The organism is Sphingomonas adhaesiva (assembly GCF_002374855.1).
GTDB classification, from domain to species: domain Bacteria; phylum Pseudomonadota; class Alphaproteobacteria; order Sphingomonadales; family Sphingomonadaceae; genus Sphingomonas; species Sphingomonas adhaesiva.
In genome coordinates this window covers 241,744-259,274 of the sequence record NZ_NWVC01000001.1, presented here as the reverse complement: position 1 = coordinate 259,274, position 17,531 = coordinate 241,744, and the positions used below count along the sequence as shown (strand labels likewise).

Annotated in this window: 15 protein-coding genes; 2 read left to right on the top strand and 13 right to left on the bottom strand. The window is 69.7% G+C overall.

Annotated elements, in window-relative coordinates; all coding sequences use genetic code 11:
• Positions 1-47: 47 nt before the first annotated feature.
• Complete coding sequence (locus COA07_RS01280) at positions 48-389, bottom strand: WYL domain-containing protein (protein WP_066707819.1); 342 nt, start codon at positions 387-389, stop codon at positions 48-50.
• A gap of 80 nt (positions 390-469) precedes the next feature.
• Complete coding sequence (locus tag COA07_RS01275; protein ID WP_096640495.1) at positions 470-2,563, bottom strand: prolyl oligopeptidase family serine peptidase; 2,094 nt, start codon at positions 2,561-2,563, stop codon at positions 470-472.
• Between the two features lie 193 nt (positions 2,564-2,756).
• On the opposite strand from COA07_RS01275, the gene COA07_RS01270 reads away from it, so the two are divergent.
• The gene (locus COA07_RS01270; protein WP_066707866.1) at positions 2,757-4,151 is read left to right on the top strand and encodes an MFS transporter; all 1,395 of its coding nucleotides are present in this window, start codon (positions 2,757-2,759) and stop codon (positions 4,149-4,151) included.
• Positions 4,152-4,153: 2 nt separating this feature from the next.
• Here COA07_RS01270 and COA07_RS01265 read toward each other — a convergent pair whose 3' ends face one another.
• The 5 genes from COA07_RS01265 to radA are packed head-to-tail and all read right to left on the bottom strand — an operon-like array spanning position 4,154 to position 8,699.
• Entirely contained in the window at positions 4,154-4,486 is a 333-nt protein-coding gene (locus tag COA07_RS01265) for a DUF423 domain-containing protein (protein ID WP_066707825.1), read from the bottom strand.
• Positions 4,483-6,249: a cation:proton antiporter domain-containing protein gene (locus COA07_RS01260; RefSeq protein WP_066707828.1), complete on the bottom strand. Its 1,767-nt coding sequence runs from the start codon at positions 6,247-6,249 to the stop codon at positions 4,483-4,485. The genes COA07_RS01265 and COA07_RS01260 overlap by 4 nt, the downstream gene beginning before the upstream one ends.
• Positions 6,249-6,707, bottom strand: coding sequence for an iron-sulfur cluster assembly scaffold protein (locus COA07_RS01255; protein ID WP_066707831.1), 459 nt, complete (start codon positions 6,705-6,707; stop codon positions 6,249-6,251). The genes COA07_RS01260 and COA07_RS01255 overlap by 1 nt, the downstream gene beginning before the upstream one ends.
• Entirely contained in the window at positions 6,697-7,263 is a 567-nt protein-coding gene (locus COA07_RS01250) for a CvpA family protein (protein WP_066707870.1), read from the bottom strand. Before COA07_RS01250 ends, COA07_RS01255 begins: the two co-directional genes overlap by 11 nt.
• A 56-nt stretch (positions 7,264-7,319) precedes the next feature.
• Positions 7,320-8,699, bottom strand: a complete 1,380-nt coding sequence (gene radA, locus COA07_RS01245) for a DNA repair protein RadA (RefSeq protein WP_066707839.1) — start codon at positions 8,697-8,699, stop codon at positions 7,320-7,322.
• Between the two features lie 215 nt (positions 8,700-8,914).
• On the opposite strand from radA, the gene COA07_RS01240 reads away from it, so the two are divergent.
• On the top strand, positions 8,915-9,526 hold the full coding sequence (locus COA07_RS01240) for a hypothetical protein (protein WP_066707841.1): 612 nt from the start codon (positions 8,915-8,917) through the stop codon (positions 9,524-9,526).
• An 80-nt stretch (positions 9,527-9,606) separates the two neighbouring features.
• Here COA07_RS01240 and alaS read toward each other — a convergent pair whose 3' ends face one another.
• The 6 genes from alaS to COA07_RS01210 all read right to left on the bottom strand — a co-directional run bounded on the left by alaS (position 9,607) and on the right by COA07_RS01210 (position 17,464).
• On the bottom strand, positions 9,607-12,270 hold the full coding sequence (gene alaS, locus COA07_RS01235; protein WP_066707843.1) for an alanine--tRNA ligase: 2,664 nt from the start codon (positions 12,268-12,270) through the stop codon (positions 9,607-9,609).
• Positions 12,271-12,706: 436 nt separating this feature from the next.
• Complete coding sequence (locus tag COA07_RS01230; protein WP_066707845.1) at positions 12,707-13,354, bottom strand: glutathione S-transferase family protein; 648 nt, start codon at positions 13,352-13,354, stop codon at positions 12,707-12,709.
• Entirely contained in the window at positions 13,351-14,190 is an 840-nt protein-coding gene (locus tag COA07_RS01225) for a class I SAM-dependent methyltransferase (RefSeq protein WP_066707849.1), read from the bottom strand. The genes COA07_RS01230 and COA07_RS01225 overlap by 4 nt, the downstream gene beginning before the upstream one ends.
• A 556-nt stretch (positions 14,191-14,746) precedes the next feature.
• Entirely contained in the window at positions 14,747-15,820 is a 1,074-nt protein-coding gene (recA, locus tag COA07_RS01220) for a recombinase RecA (protein WP_066707852.1), read from the bottom strand.
• Between the two features lie 106 nt (positions 15,821-15,926).
• Entirely contained in the window at positions 15,927-16,634 is a 708-nt protein-coding gene (locus tag COA07_RS01215; protein WP_066707856.1) for an enoyl-CoA hydratase/isomerase family protein, read from the bottom strand.
• A complete protein-coding gene (locus tag COA07_RS01210; protein WP_066707859.1) occupies positions 16,631-17,464 on the bottom strand; it encodes a 4-(cytidine 5'-diphospho)-2-C-methyl-D-erythritol kinase in 834 nt (277 codons plus the stop codon). The genes COA07_RS01215 and COA07_RS01210 overlap by 4 nt, the downstream gene beginning before the upstream one ends.
• Between the last annotated feature and the right edge of the window lie 67 nt (positions 17,465-17,531).

Here is a 17,531-nt window from a genome sequence, read left to right as displayed (position 1 = left end):
CAGCAGCGCGCGGCCGATCGACCGCGCCCGCGGCTCGTCGCCCCGGCTCAGATCTCCACCGCCAGCAGCGTCACGCCCTCGTATTTGGCGTCGCCGGGGGTGAACAATTCGCTCGGCTGGAAACGGCGCGGCGTGATGCGCAGCCCGCTGAGGCCGGCAAGCTTGAACGCGCCGATCTTCGGCTCCTTCGGCGGCTGTCCGTCGCGATCGATCGTCATCGCGTCGAGATAGATCTCGCCATGCTTGGTGTAGACGATGTGCGGCGCCAGCGTCACGCTGCCACGGTTATAGGTGGCGGCGATCGCCTGTTGCTTCACGATCGCTTCGAAAACGATCGGCACGGTATCGGGCACGGCGCCGCCTGCGCGGCCAACGGGTTCGGCTTCCATCACGCGGCCCTTAGCGCATTTCGCTGCGTTGCAGCAAGAACCGGGCGGGCGGTTCGTCGCCCGCCCGGTCGCACCCGACCTTATTGCCCCAGCAGCTTCTGCGCGAAATAGGTCATCTGCAACGCCTGCAACCGCGCGCCCTGCTCGATATCCGCGTCGCCGGAATGGCCGCCGGCGGTATCCTCGAAGAACAGATACGGCAGGCCATATTCCTTCAGCCGCGCGGCGAACTTTCGCGCGTGCTGCGGTCCGACGCGATCGTCCTTGGTCGTCGTCCAGATATAGGGTTCGGGATAGGCCACCCCGCGGCGGATGTTGTGATAGGGCGAAATCTTCGCGAGGAACGCGCGCTCCTCCGGCACCGTCACCGATCCGTATTCGTCCACCCACGATGCCCCGGCCGCGATCTGTTCGTAGCGCAGCATGTCGAGCAGCGGGACCTGGATCGTCACCGCCTTCCACAATTCGGGATGCTGGTTGAACTCGACCCCCATCAGCAGCCCGCCGTTCGACCCGCCATAGATGCCCAGCTTCGCCGCGCTGGTCAGCCGCCGTGCGATCAGGTCCTTCGCCACCGCGGCGAGATCGTCATAGATCACCTGCCGCTTCGTCTTGCGCCCGGCATCGTGCCATTTCGGCCCGAACTCGCCGCCGCCGCGGATGTTCGCCACCACGAAGCTGCCGCCGCGTTCCAGCCACAGCTTGCCCGTGATGCCGGAGTAATAGGGCGTCATCGACGATTCGAATCCGCCATAGGCGGTCATGATCGTCGGCGTGCTGCCGTCCAACTTCGCATCCTTTCGATGGACCACGAAATACGGAACCTTCGTGCCGTCGGTCGACGTCGCCTCGAACTGTTCGACCACGTCGTTCGACGCATCGAACTTCGCCGGCAACGCCTTCACCTCGGCCGGCCTGGCCGCGCCGCTCGCGTCCACCGACCACAAGGTCGTCGGCGTCAGGAAGCCGGTGACCTGCATATAGGCCTGATCGCTCGCGTCGGAGGTGCTGACCACGTCGACCGAGGCATTGTCCGCCAGCGGCAGCGCGCGCGACGTCCAGCGGCCGTTCGCGTGGGTGAACACCATCGGCGTCGCGCGGACATTGTCATAGACGTTGGCGATGACGTGATGCCGGGTCGTCGCGAAGCCGTCGACGGTCTGGCGCGCGCCGGGGGCGAACACCACCTGCGGGGTGAAGCGGCCGGTACGTACCGCGCTCAGCGGCGCACTGGCGATCGCGCCGGCGGGCACGTCGCCCCATGCCTCGCTGGTCTGGAACAGCAGCTGCCCGTCGACCAGCCCCTGCGCGAACACGCGCGCCGGCATGTCCAGCTTCACCAGCTTGCCGTCGACCAGGATAAGGCTTTCGCCCCCGAAGAAGGTCGGCCGACGCTCCACGATCACCGCCTTGTTGCCCGCCGCATCGGTCATGACCGAAGCATAGCTGCCCAGCTGATCGCCCGGCTGGCCGCGGAACAGCTCGGTCGCCGCCGACAGCGGCTGGCCGCGCTTTACCGCCTTGATGACGAACGGATAGCCCGATGCGGTCATCGTCCCCGCGCCCCAGTCGCGCGAGACCAGCAGCGTGTCCTTGTCGAGCCACACCGCACCCTGTTTCGACGTCGGCAGCGTGAAGCCGCGGTCCACGAACCGACCGGCGGCCAGATCGAACTCGCGATAGGTCACCGCATCCTCGCCACCCTCGGACAGCGCGACCAGGCACAAGCGCTCGTCGGGCTGCAGGCAGGTGGCGCCCTTCCACACCCATTTATGCCCCTCCGCCTTGGCCAGCGCGTCGAGGTCGATCAGCGTCTGCCACTTCGGTGCCGGGTTGGCGTAGTCGGCCGGAGTCGTCCGCCGCCACACGCCCTGCGGATGATCGGCATCGCGCCAGAAATTGACGATCCGCCCCATCAGCTGCGCCGGCATCGGAATACGATCCTTGGCCGCCGCGATCGCATAGGCTTCCCGATAGAAGGTCTGGTAGCGCGGATCGGACTGGAGCCGCGCCAGCGTGCGCTTGTTCTCCGCCTCCACCCAGGCGAGCGGCTTCGCCCCGTCCTTGTCCTCCAGCCAGATGTACGGATCTTCCTGCGGCGCGGCCTTCGTATCGGTCATCGTCGCCGTCTGCGCGCTCGCCGGCGCGGGCGCAACCATTCCGGCGCCCGTCATCGCCAGTGCGGCCACCGCCGCCATCGTCATTCCTCGACCCACGATCATGCGCTTCTCGACCTTTCCTTGCATGACGTCAGCTTGCGCGCGGACGCCGCCGGGAACAAGAGCGTGGCGGCGTGCGTCCCACGCGCCGTCACCGCAGCGGAGCATCGCCATCCACCAGCCGATCACCCGAAAGAGCGCTGCCGGCATCCCTGACGGCCTGCCGACGCCGCGCCGCTATGCCGCCATCGCCGCCTTGTGCTTCGGCACCGCGCTGGTCATCATCGACGGCGGCGTCGCCAATGTCGCGCTGCCGACGATCGCGCGCGACCTGCATGTCGGATCGTCGTCGGTGGTGGCGATCGTCACCGTCTACCAGCTGATGCTCGTCATGCTGATGCTGCCGTTCGCCGGGCTGGGCGAACGGATCGGGCTGAAGCGGATGTACCAGCTGGGGCAGCTGATCTTCACCGGCGCGACCCTGCTGTGCTTCTTCGCCAACAGCCTGCCGTTCCTGCTGGTGGTGCGCGCGGTGCAGGCGATCGGCGCGGCCGGGGCGCTCGCGGTCGCCTCCGCGCTGATCCGCCAGACCTATCCGGCGACGCAGCTGGGGCGCGGGCTGGGCATCAATTCGGTGATCGTGTCCAGCAGCGCCGCCGCCGCGCCGACGATCGGCGGGCTGGTGCTGTCGGTCGCGCCATGGCCGTGGGTGTTCGCCAGCGCGATCCCCTTTGCGATCGCCTCGCTGCTGCTGGGCCGCGCGCTGCCCGATGCGCCGCCGCGCGACGGGAAGTTCGACCTGACCGGCGCGGCGATGTGCGCGGCGATGTTCGGCCTGACGATCGGTGGCGCGGAAAGCGCGGTCCACGGCGACAGCCCGGTGGTGTCCGCCGCGATCGTCCTGCTGGGGATCGCGATCGGCGTCGTCTACGTCCGGCGCGAACGGGCGACGACCAGCCCGATCCTGCCGATCGACCTGCTGGGCCGCCCGGTCATCGCGCTGTCGACGCTCGGCGGGTTCACCGCATTCGTCGCGTCGATGACGCTGCTGCTGTCCACGCCGTTCCGGCTGACGCACGAATTCGGCTTCACCGCCGCCGCGGTGGGCGCCGCGATCGCGCCATGGCCGCTGACCAACATGATCGTCGCGCCGCTGACCGGCTGGCTGTCGGACCGGATACCGGCCGGGCTGCTCGGCGGGATCGGCATGGCGATCTCGCTCGTCGCGCTGCTGCTGATCGCGTTCATGCCCGCTGACCCGAGCTATTTCGACATCGCGTGGCGGATGGCACTGTGCGGGTCGGGGTTCGGCACGTTCCTGCCGCCCAATGCGCGGCTCATCATCGGTTCGGCCCCGCGCGAACGGGCGGCGGCGGCCGGTGGGCTGGTCAGCACGGTGCGGCTGGTAGGGCAGACGACGGGCGCCACACTGGTCGCCGCGCTGCTGGCGATGGGGGTCGGCGCGGGCCACGTGCCGCCGCTCGTCTCGGCGGGCCTCGCACTGGTCGCGGGGCTGTGCAGCCTGGCGCGGCTACGCCCGTCGATCCGCGATCCGCAAGGGGTGGAGGCCGATGACGCGCAGCCGGCAGTGTCGGTGCGCTGACCTCAGCCGCGCAGCGCCGCGAGCGCCAGCCACAGCCAGCCCGCGATCAGCAGCGATCCGCCGATCGGCGTGATCGCGCCCAGCCAGCGCGGCAGCCCCAGCGCCATCAGGTACAGCGTCCCCGCGAAGATCCCCGCGCCCACGACGAACAGCCACGCCGGCCCGCGCAGTTCCAGCCGCAGCGCGACGATCGCCGCGACCGCGTGGACCAGCTGGTAATGCCCGCCGGTCTTCAACCATTCGACCGCCCCGCCGCTGGCGCCGTGCGCGCCGAACGCCCCAGCACCCACCGCCATCGCGCCCGACAGCGCCGCCAGCATCAGCAACAGGTTCATTGCGCGCCTCCTCCGCCCCACGGCTGTTCCGCCGCCACCTGCGCGCGCGCGGCGCGCAGGTCGCCCGCCTCGATCTGGATGCGCAGCCGTTCCTTGTCGCGGGCGCGGTACATGTCCTCCGCCCGGTCGATATCCGCCGCCGACACGCCCAGATCGCGCATCGCCAGCCGCGCCATGCGGATCGCCGATTCCAGCACCTCGCGCACGACATAGCGCGCCGGACCGCCCTTCAGCTTCACCAGCGCGCGACGATCGAACGCGCGCACGTACAGCGCGGCATTGGGGAACGCCTCATGGATCGCCTCTACGGTGGTTTCGTCCAGCTGGTCGCCGTCCATGCAGAACAGGATCAGTTCCGCTTCCGCCGCCCCCGCCTGTCGCAGCAGGTCGATGCGCGTGCCGTCGCCGTAATAGACCTTCGACCCGAATTCCGCGGCGATGTCGATCATCTCGATATCGGTGTCGATCAGCGTGACGGGAATGTCCTGCGCCAGCAGCATCTGGCCCACCGTCTGCCCGAACCGGCCATAGCCGACGATGACCGCGTTGGCGCCATCCGCGGTCGGCCCGTCGCGCGCATCGTCGCTGACGATCGGCTGTTCGCGGAACGCGCGGGTCGCCGCCATCAGGAACGGCGTGGTCGCCATCGACAGCGTGATGATCGCGCCGAACAGGCTCGCCGCCTCCGGCGCGATCAGATAGGCGTTCTGCGCCTGCCCCAGCAGGACGAAGCCGAATTCGCCCCCCTGGCTCAGCAGCAGCCCCAGTGCCAGCGCCGGGCGCCACTTCATGCGGAAGACGAGGCCCAGGACGGTGACGATCGCCGTCTTGGTCGCGATCAGCGCCGCGGCCATCGCGACGACGAACAGCGGCCGCTCCGCGATCGCCTCCAGGTTCAGCATCATGCCGACCGACAGGAAGAACAGGCCGAGCAGGATCGAGCGGAACGGCTCGACATCGGTTTCCAGTTCGTGGCGGTACGGGCTGTCCGCCAGCATCACGCCCGCCACGAACGCCCCCAGCGCGGTCGACAGCCCCAGCGACTGCATCAGGGCCGCGGCCGCGATGACGGTGAACAGCGCGGCGAACACGAACATCTCGCGCTCGCCCAGATTGCCGATCAGCCGGAACAGCGGGCGCAGCACGAATCGCCCCGCCGCGACCAGCCCGGTGATCGCCAGCACCGTGTACAGCACCAGCACCCAGCCCGGCGGACCGCCCATGTCGGCGGGATTGCGGCTCATTGCGGTGATGATCGTGATCATCGGGATGATCGACAGATCCTGGAACAGCAGGATCGAGAAGGCGCGTTCCCCGAACGGCGTGCGCAGCCGTCCCGACGATTGCAGCATCGGCAGCACCTGCGCGGTCGACGACAGCGCCAGCGGCATCCCCACCGCGAGCGCTGCGGCCATGGAGAAATGCGCCGCCACCGCCAGGATCGCGGCGATCGCGATGCCGCTCGCCACCACCTGCAACAGCCCCAGGCCGAGGATATCCTCCTTCAACCGCCACAGTCGCGGCGGGCTCAGTTCCAGCCCGACGATGAACAGCAGCAGGGTGATGCCCAGTTCGGCAAAGCCCATCTTGCCTTCGGCATCGCCGACCAGCCCGAGCAATTGCGGCCCGACCAGCGCGCCCGCCACCAGGAAGCCCAGCGTCGCGCCCAGCCCCAGCCGCCGGAAGACGAGGACGAAGAACAGCCCCGCGCCCAGCAGGATCGTGCCGTCCCTGACCAGCGAACCCGACGCGACATGCTCCATCAGGCGCCCGTCCTCTCGGCTGTCCGGTCGTCCCGCGTCCGCTGCGCGGCGTCGGCGGCCTCCGCCGCGGCCTCGAACGCCAGCCGGATCGACGGGTGGCGCGCAGTCAGCCTCAATCCCGGCGTGAAGACGTCCAGCCCCGGCCACGCGGGCACCGCCCCCTCGCCCGCCAGCCAGGCGGTCAGTTCGTCGCGCGCCGCCGCCAGTTCGGCCGGGGTACGCCCGATCGCGTGGCGCGCCATCAACGTCGCGCTCGCCTGTCCCAGCAGGCAGGCGCGCACCTGCGTGCCCAGCATCGCGACCCGGCCGTCGTCGCCCAGCGCCACGTCCACCGCCACGCGGCTCCCGCAGATCGGCGAGCGTCGCTCGGCCGACCCGTCCGCCCCCGCCAGTCGCTCGGGATAGGGATTGCCGACCGCCAGCGCGCTGACGTCGGGGGTGTAGAGATCAAGGCTCATCGTGGCGGGTCGCTTCCTTGGGCGCCGTCGCGGGCTTGCTTCCGAAGACCGGTTGCCCCTTGCGTCGGCGATCGACGAAATCCGCCATCGACGCGCTGGTGGCGCTGAGCAGCGGATAGGTACGCGCCTTCACCAGCCAGTCGGGGCGGTGGGTCGGCCCACCCCCCATCGTGTCCAGCACCAGCACCACGAACAGATAGGCAAGGCTGGCCAGGATCAACCCCTTGAGCGCGCCGAATCCGAAACCGAGCGCCCGGTCGATCGGCCCCAGCACCGACGTGCGCGTACGCCGCGCGATCGCGTTGATGACCAGCCGGCTGGCCAGATAGGTGCCCCCCGTCAGCACCACGAACGCCAGCACCGCCGCGCCCGACGGCGTACCGACGATCCCCGACAGCGCCTTGGCCAGCGGCAGGTGGAAGATCTTCAGCGCGAAGATCATCGCCACCCAGGCGAACAGCGCCAGCACCTCGCCCACGAACCCGCGACGCGCCCCCCCCAGCGCGGTCAGCCCGACCAGCACGAGGACGATGATGTCGAGGCCGTGAAGCTCCATGCCCATCCCCATATGGCCGGACGCGCCGCGCCGCTAGGGCCGGCGCGCACCCACGATCAACCGCGCCCCAGCATATGGTCGACGAACTGCCCCAGCGTGCGGAACCCCGATACGCGGATCGGTCCGCCCGCCGCCGCCTCGGCCGCCGCGATCGGCAGCAGCGCGCGCTCGAACCCCAGCTTGGCTGCTTCCTTCAGCCGCAGCGGCGCGTGCGCGACCGGCCGCAATTCGCCCGACAGCGCGATTTCGCCGAACGCGACCGCATCGACCGGCACCGGCCGCTCGCTCAACGCGGATACCAGTGCCGCGGCGACCGCCACGTCGGCCGCCGGATCCTGCACGCGATAGCCGCCCGCGACGTTCAGATAGACCTCGCAGGTCGAAAAGCTCAGCCCGCAGCGCGCCTCCAGCACTGCCAGGATCATCGCCAGCCGCCCCGAGTCCCACCCGACGACCGCGCGCCGCGGGGTCGCGCCGCTGGCCAGCCGCACGACCAGCGCCTGGATTTCGACCAGCACCGGCCGCGTCCCTTCCAGCGCGGGAAACACCGTCGTCCCGGTCACGCTCTCGTCGCGCTGCGTCAGGAACAGCGCGGACGGGTTCGACACTTCCGCCAGCCCGTCGCCCGCCATCGCGAACACGCCGATCTCGTCGGTGCCGCCGAAGCGGTTCTTCAGGCTGCGCAGGATGCGATACTGGTGGCTGCGCTCGCCCTCGAAGCTCAGCACGGTGTCGACCATATGCTCCAGCACGCGCGGCCCCGCGATCGTGCCGTCCTTGGTCACATGGCCGACCAGGATCACGGCGGTGCCGCGCTCCTTGGCGAAGCGGATCAGTTCCTGCGCGCTGGCCCGCACTTGGCTGACGGTGCCCGGCGCGCCCTCGATCAGGTCGGAATGCATCGTCTGGATCGAATCGATCACCAGCAGCGCCGGCGGCGTCCCCTGTCCCATCGTGGTCAGGATGTCGCGCGTCGACGTCGCCGCCGCCAGCCGCACCGGCGCATCGCCCAGCCCCAGCCGCCGCGCGCGCAGCCGCACCTGATCCGCCGCTTCCTCGCCGGAGACATAGGCGACGTCATGCCCGCGCCGCGCCAGCGCCGCCGCCGCCTGCAGCAGCAGGGTCGACTTGCCGATGCCGGGATCGCCGCCGATCAGCGTCGCCGATCCGGCGACCAGCCCCCCGCCCAGCGCGCGATCCAGTTCCGCCATGCCGAACGCGGTCCGTTCCGGCAGCGCCACGTCGGTATCGAGTCCGATCATCTCGATCGCGCGGCCGCCGCCTTGCAGATTGTGGCGCGCCTGGAACGGCGTAACGGTGGCGGGCGTCTCCTCCACCAGCGTGTTCCACGCCGAACAATCGGCGCACTGCCCCTGCCAGCGGTGACTGACCGAGCCACATGACTGGCACACGTATCGTTTCTGAGCCTTGGCCATGCGTCCCCCTAGCGCCAAAGGAACGATAAGTGAACAAACCTGCGATGAACAGCCGGTTCATGCATCGTGCAGGCGAAATGCGGCAGATTCGGAACCCTCTTCATGGCCTCGTCGTTGCCATGGCGACACGAATTCACAAACGAGAGAAGGAGTGCCTCGTGAAGAATTTTGCTGTTTTCGCTCTTGCTTCCGCCATTGCGCTGCCGGGTGCGGCCATGGCGCAGGCAACCGCGCCGGCGCAGACCGGCACCGCCACCGCCACGGCGGGCGTCACCGTCACCACCGGCGCGACCGTCTATGACACGTCCGGCGGGGTCGTCGGCACCGTCGACAGCACCGACGGGACCAACGCCGTCATCAACACCGGCACCGTCAAGGCCGCCGTGCCGCTGACATCGCTGGGCAAGGGCGCGCAGGGTCCGGTGCTGGCGCTCACCAAGGCGCAGCTGGAGGCCGCGGCCGGCCAGCAGCAGGCGCAGGCGAGCGCGGAGTTCAAGTCGAAGCTGGTGCCCGGTGCGACCGTCTACGGCACCGGCGGTGCACAGCTCGGCACGATCAAGTCGGTCGACGCCACCGGCGTCACGCTGACGACGACGGACGGTGACGCCAAGCTGCCGATGAACGGCTTCGGTCCCGGTCCGCAGGGCATCACGATTGGCATGACGGCCGCGCAGCTGAAGGCGGCGATGGGTGCCGCAGCGCCCGCCGCCGGTGCCAGCGCCGCTACCGCCACGCAGGCGGACGCCGCGACGGCCGCGACCGACACCGCGGCAGAGGCGACCACGACGGCCGCCACCACTGCCAAGGCGAAGCGCAAGCCGCGCTGACCGACGGCTGACTGGCTGACAAAAGGACGGCGCCCGCATCGCAAGGATGCGGGCGCCGTTTCCTTTGGGACCGGTGCAGGTCAGGCCGGCTGGCCGACCTCCTCCACCGCTGCGCGCACCGCCGCGACCGCCTCGGCCGCCTTGCCGCCATCCGGTCCGCCGCCCTGCGCCATGTCGGGGCGCCCGCCGCCGCCCTGCCCGCCCAGCACCGCCACCGCGCGGCGCAGCAGGTCGACCGCGTTCAGCGTCGCCAGCAGGTCCTCGGTCACGCCGACCGCCACCGACGCGCGACCCTCGTTCACCGCGACCATGACCGCCACGCCCGAACCGACGCGCGCCTTGGCGTCATCCACCGCGCCGCGCAGCCCCTTCGCCTCGAACCCGTCCAGCACCTGGCCCACGAAGCCGATGCCGCCCACGCTTTCCGGCCCGGCCGCATCCGCGCCTGCGCCGCCGCCCAGCGCCAGCGCCTTCTTCGCCTCGGCCAGTTCGCGCTCCAGCCGGCGGCGCTCCTCCATCAGCGTCGCGACGCGCGCCGGCACGTCGTCCGGCGTGGTCTTGAGCGTCGCGGCGGCCTCGCGCAGCTTTTCGTCGCGCGCGTTCAGATAGGCGCGCGCCGCCTCGCCGGTCAGCGCCTCGACGCGGCGCACGCCGCTCGACACCGCGCTTTCGCCGACGATCTTGAACACGCCGATGTCGCCCAGCGCGCGCACGTGCGTCCCGCCGCACAATTCGATCGAATAGGTCGCGCCCGCATCGTCGCTGCCCATCGACACGACTCGCACCTCATCGCCGTATTTCTCGCCGAACAGCGCCATCGCGCCCATGGCGATGGCGTCGTCGGGGGTCATCAGCCGCGTTTCCACCGCACCGTTCGCGCGGATCTGCGCGTTCACCGCCGCCTCCGCCTCGGCCAGCTCGGCCGGCGACATCGCGCTGGGGTGCGACACGTCGAAGCGCAGCCGCTCCGGCGCGACCAGCGACCCCTTCTGCGCGACATGAGTGCCCAGCTTCTGCCGCAACGCCTCGTGCAGCAAATGGGTCGCCGAATGGTTGGCGCGGATGGCGGCGCGGCGCGTCAGGTCGATCGCCAGCTTCACCGTGTCGCCGACCTCGATCGCGCCCGCCTCGACCCGCGCATGATGCACCCACAGCTTGCCCAGCTGCTTGGATGTGTCGGTCACCGTCGCCGCCAGCCCGTCGTCGCCGGCAATGCTGCCCGCGTCGCCGACCTGCCCACCGCTTTCGGCGTAGAAGGGCGACTGGTTGACGATCACATCCACCTGCTCGCCAGCCGCGGCCCGATCGACCCGCGCTCCGTCGCGCACCAGCGCCAGCACGACGCCCTCGCCGACGTCATTCGCGTAGCCGGTGAATTCGGTCGCCCCCACTTCCTCGGCGATATCGAACCACAATTCGTCGGATGCCTTCGCCCCCGAACCCTTCCACGCGGCACGCGCGGCGCGCTTCTGCTCCGCCATCGCGGAATCGAACCCGGCACGATCGACCCCCAGATCCTGCGCGCGCAGCGCATCCTCGGTCAGGTCATAGGGGAAACCGAACGTGTCGTAGAGCCGGAACGCCGTCTCGCCCGGCAGCGTGTCGCCCGCGCGCATCCCCGCGGTGGCCTCGTCCAGCAGCTTCAGCCCCTTGTCCAGCGTCTGGCGGAAGCGCGTCTCCTCCTGCCGCAGCGTCGCCTCGATCAGCGGCTGCGCGCGGACCAGCTCGGGATAGGCTGCGCCCATTTCCGCCACCAGCGCCGGCACCAACCGGTGCATCAACGGCTCCTTGGCACCCAGCAGATGCGCGTGCCGCATCGCGCGCCGCATGATCCGGCGCAGCACATAACCGCGCCCTTCGTTGGCGGGCAGCACGCCGTCGGCGACCAGGAAGCCCGAGCAACGCAGGTGATCCGCGATGACGCGGTGGCTAGCCTGCGTCTCGCCCGTGGTGGCGGTGTGGGTCAGCGCGCCCGACGCCGCGATCAGCGCCTTGAACGTATCGGTATCGTAATTGTCGTGGACGCCCTGCATCACCGCGGCGATCCGCTCCAGCCCCATGCCGGTGTCGATCGACGGGCGCGGCAGGTCGCCGACGATCGCGTCGGCCTCCTGCACATGCTGCATGAACACCAGGTTCCAGATCTCGACGAAGCGGTCGCCGTCCTCGTCCGGGCTGCCCGGGGGGCCGCCGGGGATATGGTCGCCATGGTCGTAGAAAATCTCCGAACACGGCCCGCACGGCCCGTCCGACCCCATCGCCCAGAAATTGTCCTTGGTCGCGATGCGGATGATGCGATGATCGGGCAGGCCGGCGATCTTCTTCCACAGATCCGCCGCCTGATCGTCGGTGTGATAGACGGTGACGGTCAGCTTGTCCGCCGGCAGCCCCCATTCGCGGGTCAGCAGCGTCCAGGCGTGCGTGATCGCCTGTTCCTTGAAATAATCCCCGAACGAGAAATTGCCGAGCATCTCGAAGAACGTATGATGCCGCGCGGTATAGCCGACATTGTCCAGATCGTTGTGCTTGCCGCCCGCGCGGACGCACTTCTGCGAACTGGTCGCGGTCGAATAGGGGCGCGTTTCCAGACCAGTGAACACGTTCTTGAACGGCACCATCCCGGCGTTGACGAACATCAGCGTCGGATCGTTCTGCGGCACCAGCGGCGCGGAGGGCACGATGCGGTGGCCGTTGCCGCCGAAATAGTCGAGGAACGAGCGGCGAATGTCGTTGGTCGAGGTCATAACAGCGCGACTTAGGCGGAACCGGCGCGCGCGACAATCCGTGACGCGCGCGCGAAACGACCGATATGCGGCGCCGTTCCCGGCGGCGGGGTGGTTGCGCGGAGGGCGGATCGGGAGCGAGCAGCCGGATGCACGACGGCTGTTCAGACACGCGACGCATACATGTTCCGTCATGCCGGACCTGTTCCGGCATCCACCGCACCGCAAGCGCCCAGGCACGTTGCCTGGAGGACCTTATCCGTCTGAACCTGCCCATCGGCATATCGAAGCAGGCAGGGCGAAGATGGACAGGTTCGCGCCACCCGCCCGCAACGCCCTCATCCCCGGAACACCAAGAAAACCGCGGAGCCCCGCGGCGGGAGAGCGTCAGACCGTCAACGACGCGTCCCCGAAACCCGTCAAGACGCCCCCGCGCTGACGCTCCACTCCCGGCGGATCAGGCGTAGGCGTACGGCCCGCCCGCCTCCAGCGCGCGCTGATAGGCCGGTCGCGCATGGATCCGTTCCAGCCACGCGACCGTCGCCGGCCGCCCGGCGTCAAGCCCCGCACGGTTCCGCGCGGCCTCCAGCGGGAAACTCATCATGACGTCGGCGGCGGTAAAGGTCTCGCCCGCAAACCATGGCCGGCTCGCCAACTCGCTCTCGACGTAATCGAGGTGACGGTCGACCATGGGCTGGATCTTCTTCGCCGCGGGCTTGCCCATCAACGGGATGCGCCCCAGCACCAGCTTCAGCAGCAGCGGCGGCATCATCGATCCTTCGGCGTAATGCAGCCAGAAACGGTAGGCGAGCGCCTCCTCGCGTCGGCTCGGCGCCCCCAGCTGCCCGTCGGCCTTGTCGACCAGATATTCGACGATCGCGCCGGTTTCCGCGATGACGCGCGGCGCACCGCCGGCAGTCTCCTCGTCATCCTCGATCACCGGCGACTTGCCGAGCGGATGGACGCGCCGCAATTCGGGCGGGGCCAGCATCGTGCGGCGATCCCGCTCATACCGCTTGACGGTATAGGGCATGCCGAGTTCCTCGAGCATCCACAGGACGCGCTGCGACCGGGAATTTTCCAGGTGATGGACGATGATCGTCATGCCGTTCGCTCTCCTCCCGCCGTGGCGGTCCATATCCAGATCGCTGCGGTAAACGCGACCGCGCCGTCGCATATCCGCGCGGCCAGCAGATCGCGCAACGCATCTTCGATCCGCCGCCGTTCATCCCCGTCCGCCGCGGCCAACATCGCCGCCGCCGGCCCGATCCGGCGATAGAAGGCCAGCGCGTCCTCCACCGCATCGTCGCCTTCGCCGACGACGTAGCGGACGTCATGCGCGGTGGCGACAATGCCGCGCCATCCGGCATCGTGCAGGATGCGATGCGTCCGTTCGCGATCGGCCAGTCCGTAAGGGCCAAGCGCATAGGCATCGGCGGCGGGCGCCTGGCCCAGCACGCGATCGACCGCGCTCGACCAGTCGTTCTCGGCGCGCGCACGGAAGCAGGAGAAGACCAGCGGCGCCCCCGCCCGCACGGCGCGCGCCATGTCGGCGAACCCCGCGACCGGATCGTCGAAGAACATGACGCCATGCCGGGACACCAGCAGGTCGAGCGGCGCCAGCGTCGGCAGCATGTCACGCACGTCGCCGACGGCGAAGCGCAGGCCGGGGATATCGCCCGCACGCGACCGCGCCACCGACAGCAGCGGCGCGGACAGGTCGATGCCGGTGACGGTCATGTCCGGTCGCGCCCGCGCCAGCGCAATTGCGGTGCTGCCGGCGCCGCATCCGATGTCGACGGCGCGGCCGGCGGCGGGAGCATGACCCGCGACGGCGCGATCCAGCACCTGCGCGATGCCGGAAAAGGCGCGCTCGGTCCGGCGATATTCGGCGGCCCAGATCTCGCCGACGCGACCGCGCCAGTCGCCCGCCCCGGTCATGTCACCCGATCCTGTCGGCGCACGGCGTTGAAGGCGTCTAGCATGGCCACGACCGGTATCATGGCGGCACGGATATCAGCGCGCCCCATCGGCACGCCCGCCCTCGTCACGCCCGGTTCCGGGCATATGGCGGAATTCTCCGACCGTCGGGACCGCCCGCACCGGGCACGGCGAAACGGTGTGAGCCAAAACCTCCGCGAAGCTTCTCGATCCTGCCGGCCCCTTCGACGTCGTTCAGGAGGTTCCTGTTCCGGCATCCATGTCATCCCCGAAGGCATAGGCCGTTGCCTTTGCGGCAACATGGCCCCCAGCCGGCGCAGGGGCGACGAGCGCGAGAGGCAGGGAAATCGACTTTTGCAAAGGTTTGGCAAGCCCTCAGCATCGCACACGACCCCCGCGTCTTGATGTCGCCCGGGCCGGCCTGGCTGCGATGCCCCGGTCAGGCCGCCAACAACCGTCGCTGCGGGTCGCGAGCCATTACCCCTCCCGCCCCGAAAACGAATCGACCCGCCGTCACCGGCGGGTCGCCCGTCACCGACGCAGGCAGATGCGCGGATCAGAGATCGTCTTCCTCGCTCGGCCCGGCCATCATCCCGTCCGACACCTGCGCGGTGCGCGCGCGAATCGCCTTTTCCAGCCGGTCGAGCATCTCGGGATTCTCGCGCAGGAACGTCTTGGAATTCTCACGCCCCTGCCCGATGCGCACCGAGTCGTAGGAGAACCATGCACCCGACTTCTCGACCAGCCCGGCCTTGACGCCCAGGTCGAGCACCTCGCCGATCTTCGAAATGCCTTCGCCGTACATGATGTCGAACTCGACCTGCTTGAACGGCGGGGCGACCTTGTTCTTCACCACCTTCACGCGCGTGGCGTTGCCGATCACCTCGTCACGGTCCTTGATCGCGCCGGTGCGGCGGATGTCGAGGCGGACGGACGCGTAGAATTTCAGCGCGTTGCCACCCGTCGTCGTCTCCGGGTTGCCGTACATCACGCCGATCTTCATGCGCAGCTGGTTGATGAAGATCACCATGCAGCGCGAACGGCTGATCGATCCGGTCAGCTTGCGCAGCGATTGCGACATCAGGCGCGCCTGCAGGCCGACGTGGCTGTCGCCCATCTCGCCCTCGATCTCCGCGCGCGGGACCAGGGCGGCGACCGAATCGACCACCAGCACGTCGATCGCGTTGGAGCGCACCAGCGTGTCGGTGATCTCCAGCGCCTGTTCGCCGGTGTCCGGCTGCGACACGATCAGTTCGTCGATATTGACGCCCAGCTTGCGCGCATAGACCGGATCGAGCGCGTGCTCGGCGTCGACGAACGCCGCGGTGCCGCCGTTTTTCTGTGCTTCGGCAATGACATGAAGCGCCAACGTGGTCTTGCCCGAGCTTTCGGGGCCGTACACCTCGATCACGCGGCCGCGAGGCAGGCCGCCGACGCCCAGCGCGATGTCGAGGCCCAGCGAGCCGGTGGAGATCGCCTCCACCTGCATCGTTTCCTTCTGCCCCAGCTTCATCGCCGAGCCCTTGCCGAAGGCGCGGTCGATCTGCGCGAGCGCGGCGTCGAGCGCCTTTTGACGGTCGGTATTTGCGGTTGCCATGCCGGTATCGATCACCTGAAGTTTGGCGGCCATTGCCTGAAGACCCCTTCGCTAGAGCACCCGCGCGTACCATTCAACGCGTCAGGAAGCTTGTATCGCCTTTGTTCCTTGAGAACAAGTGGGGAACTTCGCGGGCAGATCAAGTAGTGCGGCGATAGCGCGACACCCCGTTGGCGAAGGCGGGGGAGCCGAACGACGCCTCGAACGCGGCGGCCAGGGACGAGTCGCGCGGGGAAACGAGCGTCTTCTTGAGCAGCCGGAGCGCGTCGGCGTCGTTCGCGGCGATGGATCGGGCAATATCGGTGCCATCGCCGGTCAGATCGGCCAGCCCGATGCGCAGCGCCTCCGCCGCGTCGACCGGCGCGGCGGTGAACAACAGCCGCGCCGCCTGCCCCTTCCCGACCCGATCGAGCAGCCGCGCGACGTCGCCGGGGGGATAGCCGATCCCCAGCCGCGCGGGCGGAATGGCGAAGCGCGCGTCCGCCCCCGCGACGATCACGTCGCAGGCCAGCGCCAGCGCCACGCCGGCGCCGAACGCTGCGCCATCGACCGCCGCGATGGTCGGTATCGGCAGCGCGGCCAGCGCCTCCACCGCGTCATGCATCGCCAGCCGGAACGCGGTGCGCGCCGGCACGTCATCGACCAGCCGCGCCAGATCGGCGAGATCGGCGCCGGCGGAAAAAGTCCCCGGCACCGCCGAGACCACCGCCAGCGCGGCGGCATCCGCGGGCACGCGCCCCAGCAGGTCGGCCAGCGCGCGCCATCCCGACGTCGGCAAGGCATTGCGCGCATCGGGGCGATCGAGCGTGACCGTCGCGATGCCGTCGGCGACGTCCAGCGCGATCATGCGATCATGCTCGCCAGCTGCCACCAGTCCGGTTGCCGCGCGGCGACCGCCGCCGCGGCCGCATCGCGATCGGCCGCGTGCCGGAACAGCGCGAAACAGGTCGCGCCCGAACCCGACATGCGCGCCAGCACCACGCCGGCCTGCTCGCGCAGGATCGCCAGCACCTGCGCCACTTGCGGCGCGACCCGCTCGGCGGCGGGTTGCAGGTCGTTGCGCCCCGCGATGCCGCGCGCCAGCGTATCGTCGCCGCCGGTAATCGCGCCGCGATCGACGCCGTCCCACCCAGCGAACACTGCCGCGGTCGACACCGGGACCAGCGGATTGACCAGCAGCACCGGCATGTCCCCCAGCCCCGCGATCGGCGCCAGCGCATCGCCGCGCCCGCTGCCGAACGCCGCCCGGCCAAGCAGGCAGGCGGGCACGTCCGCCCCCAGCCCGGCGGCCAGCGCGACCAGCCGCGGATCGTCCACCGCGACGTCATGCCGCCGGGCCAGCGCGCGCAGCGTTGCGGCCGCATCCGCCGATCCCCCGCCGATGCCCGAGGCGACCGGCAGGTGTTTGTCGAGCGTGATCGCATGATGCCGCGCGATGCCGAACGCGGCGCGGAACGCCGCGGCGGCGCGCACCACCAGATTGTCGGCATCCGGCCCGACGACGTCCGCGAACCGGCCGGTCATGGCGAATGTCGACGCTTCGGCATCGGCCAAAGACACGCGGTCGCCATCGCGTGCGAACACGAACAGCGTTTCGAGGTCGTGATAGCCGTCGGGTCGCCGCGCGCGGACGTGCAGCGCGAGGTTAATTTTGGCCGGGGCGGTTTCGGTCAGCATCCGCGCGCTGTGCGGCACGGGGGCGGGATCGGCAAGGTGGGCGTGGGGTTCGCGCGAAGACGCGATG

Bases quoted from the DNA above. Each gene is read 5' to 3' on its own strand.
- COA07_RS01280 (WP_066707819.1), bottom strand. From the start codon at position 389: ATGGAAGCCGAACCCGTTGGCCGCGCAGGCGGCGCCGTGCCCGATACC.
- COA07_RS01275 (WP_096640495.1), bottom strand. From the start codon at position 2,563: ATGACGGGCGCCGGAATGGTTGCGCCCGCGCCGGCGAGCGCGCAGACG.
- COA07_RS01265 (WP_066707825.1), bottom strand. From the start codon at position 4,486: ATGAACCTGTTGCTGATGCTGGCGGCGCTGTCGGGCGCGATGGCGGTG.
- COA07_RS01260 (WP_066707828.1), bottom strand. From the start codon at position 6,249: ATGGAGCATGTCGCGTCGGGTTCGCTGGTCAGGGACGGCACGATCCTG.
- COA07_RS01255 (WP_066707831.1), bottom strand. From the start codon at position 6,707: ATGAGCCTTGATCTCTACACCCCCGACGTCAGCGCGCTGGCGGTCGGC.
- COA07_RS01250 (WP_066707870.1), bottom strand. From the start codon at position 7,263: ATGGAGCTTCACGGCCTCGACATCATCGTCCTCGTGCTGGTCGGGCTG.
- radA (WP_066707839.1), bottom strand. From the start codon at position 8,699: ATGGCCAAGGCTCAGAAACGATACGTGTGCCAGTCATGTGGCTCGGTC.
- COA07_RS01240 (WP_066707841.1), top strand. From the start codon at position 8,915: ATGGCGCAGGCAACCGCGCCGGCGCAGACCGGCACCGCCACCGCCACG.
- alaS (WP_066707843.1), bottom strand. From the start codon at position 12,270: ATGACCTCGACCAACGACATTCGCCGCTCGTTCCTCGACTATTTCGGC.
- COA07_RS01230 (WP_066707845.1), bottom strand. From the start codon at position 13,354: ATGACGATCATCGTCCATCACCTGGAAAATTCCCGGTCGCAGCGCGTC.
- COA07_RS01225 (WP_066707849.1), bottom strand. From the start codon at position 14,190: ATGACCGGGGCGGGCGACTGGCGCGGTCGCGTCGGCGAGATCTGGGCC.
- recA (WP_066707852.1), bottom strand. From the start codon at position 15,820: ATGGCCGCCAAACTTCAGGTGATCGATACCGGCATGGCAACCGCAAAT.
- COA07_RS01215 (WP_066707856.1), bottom strand. From the start codon at position 16,634: ATGATCGCGCTGGACGTCGCCGACGGCATCGCGACGGTCACGCTCGAT.
- COA07_RS01210 (WP_066707859.1), bottom strand. From the start codon at position 17,464: ATGCTGACCGAAACCGCCCCGGCCAAAATTAACCTCGCGCTGCACGTC.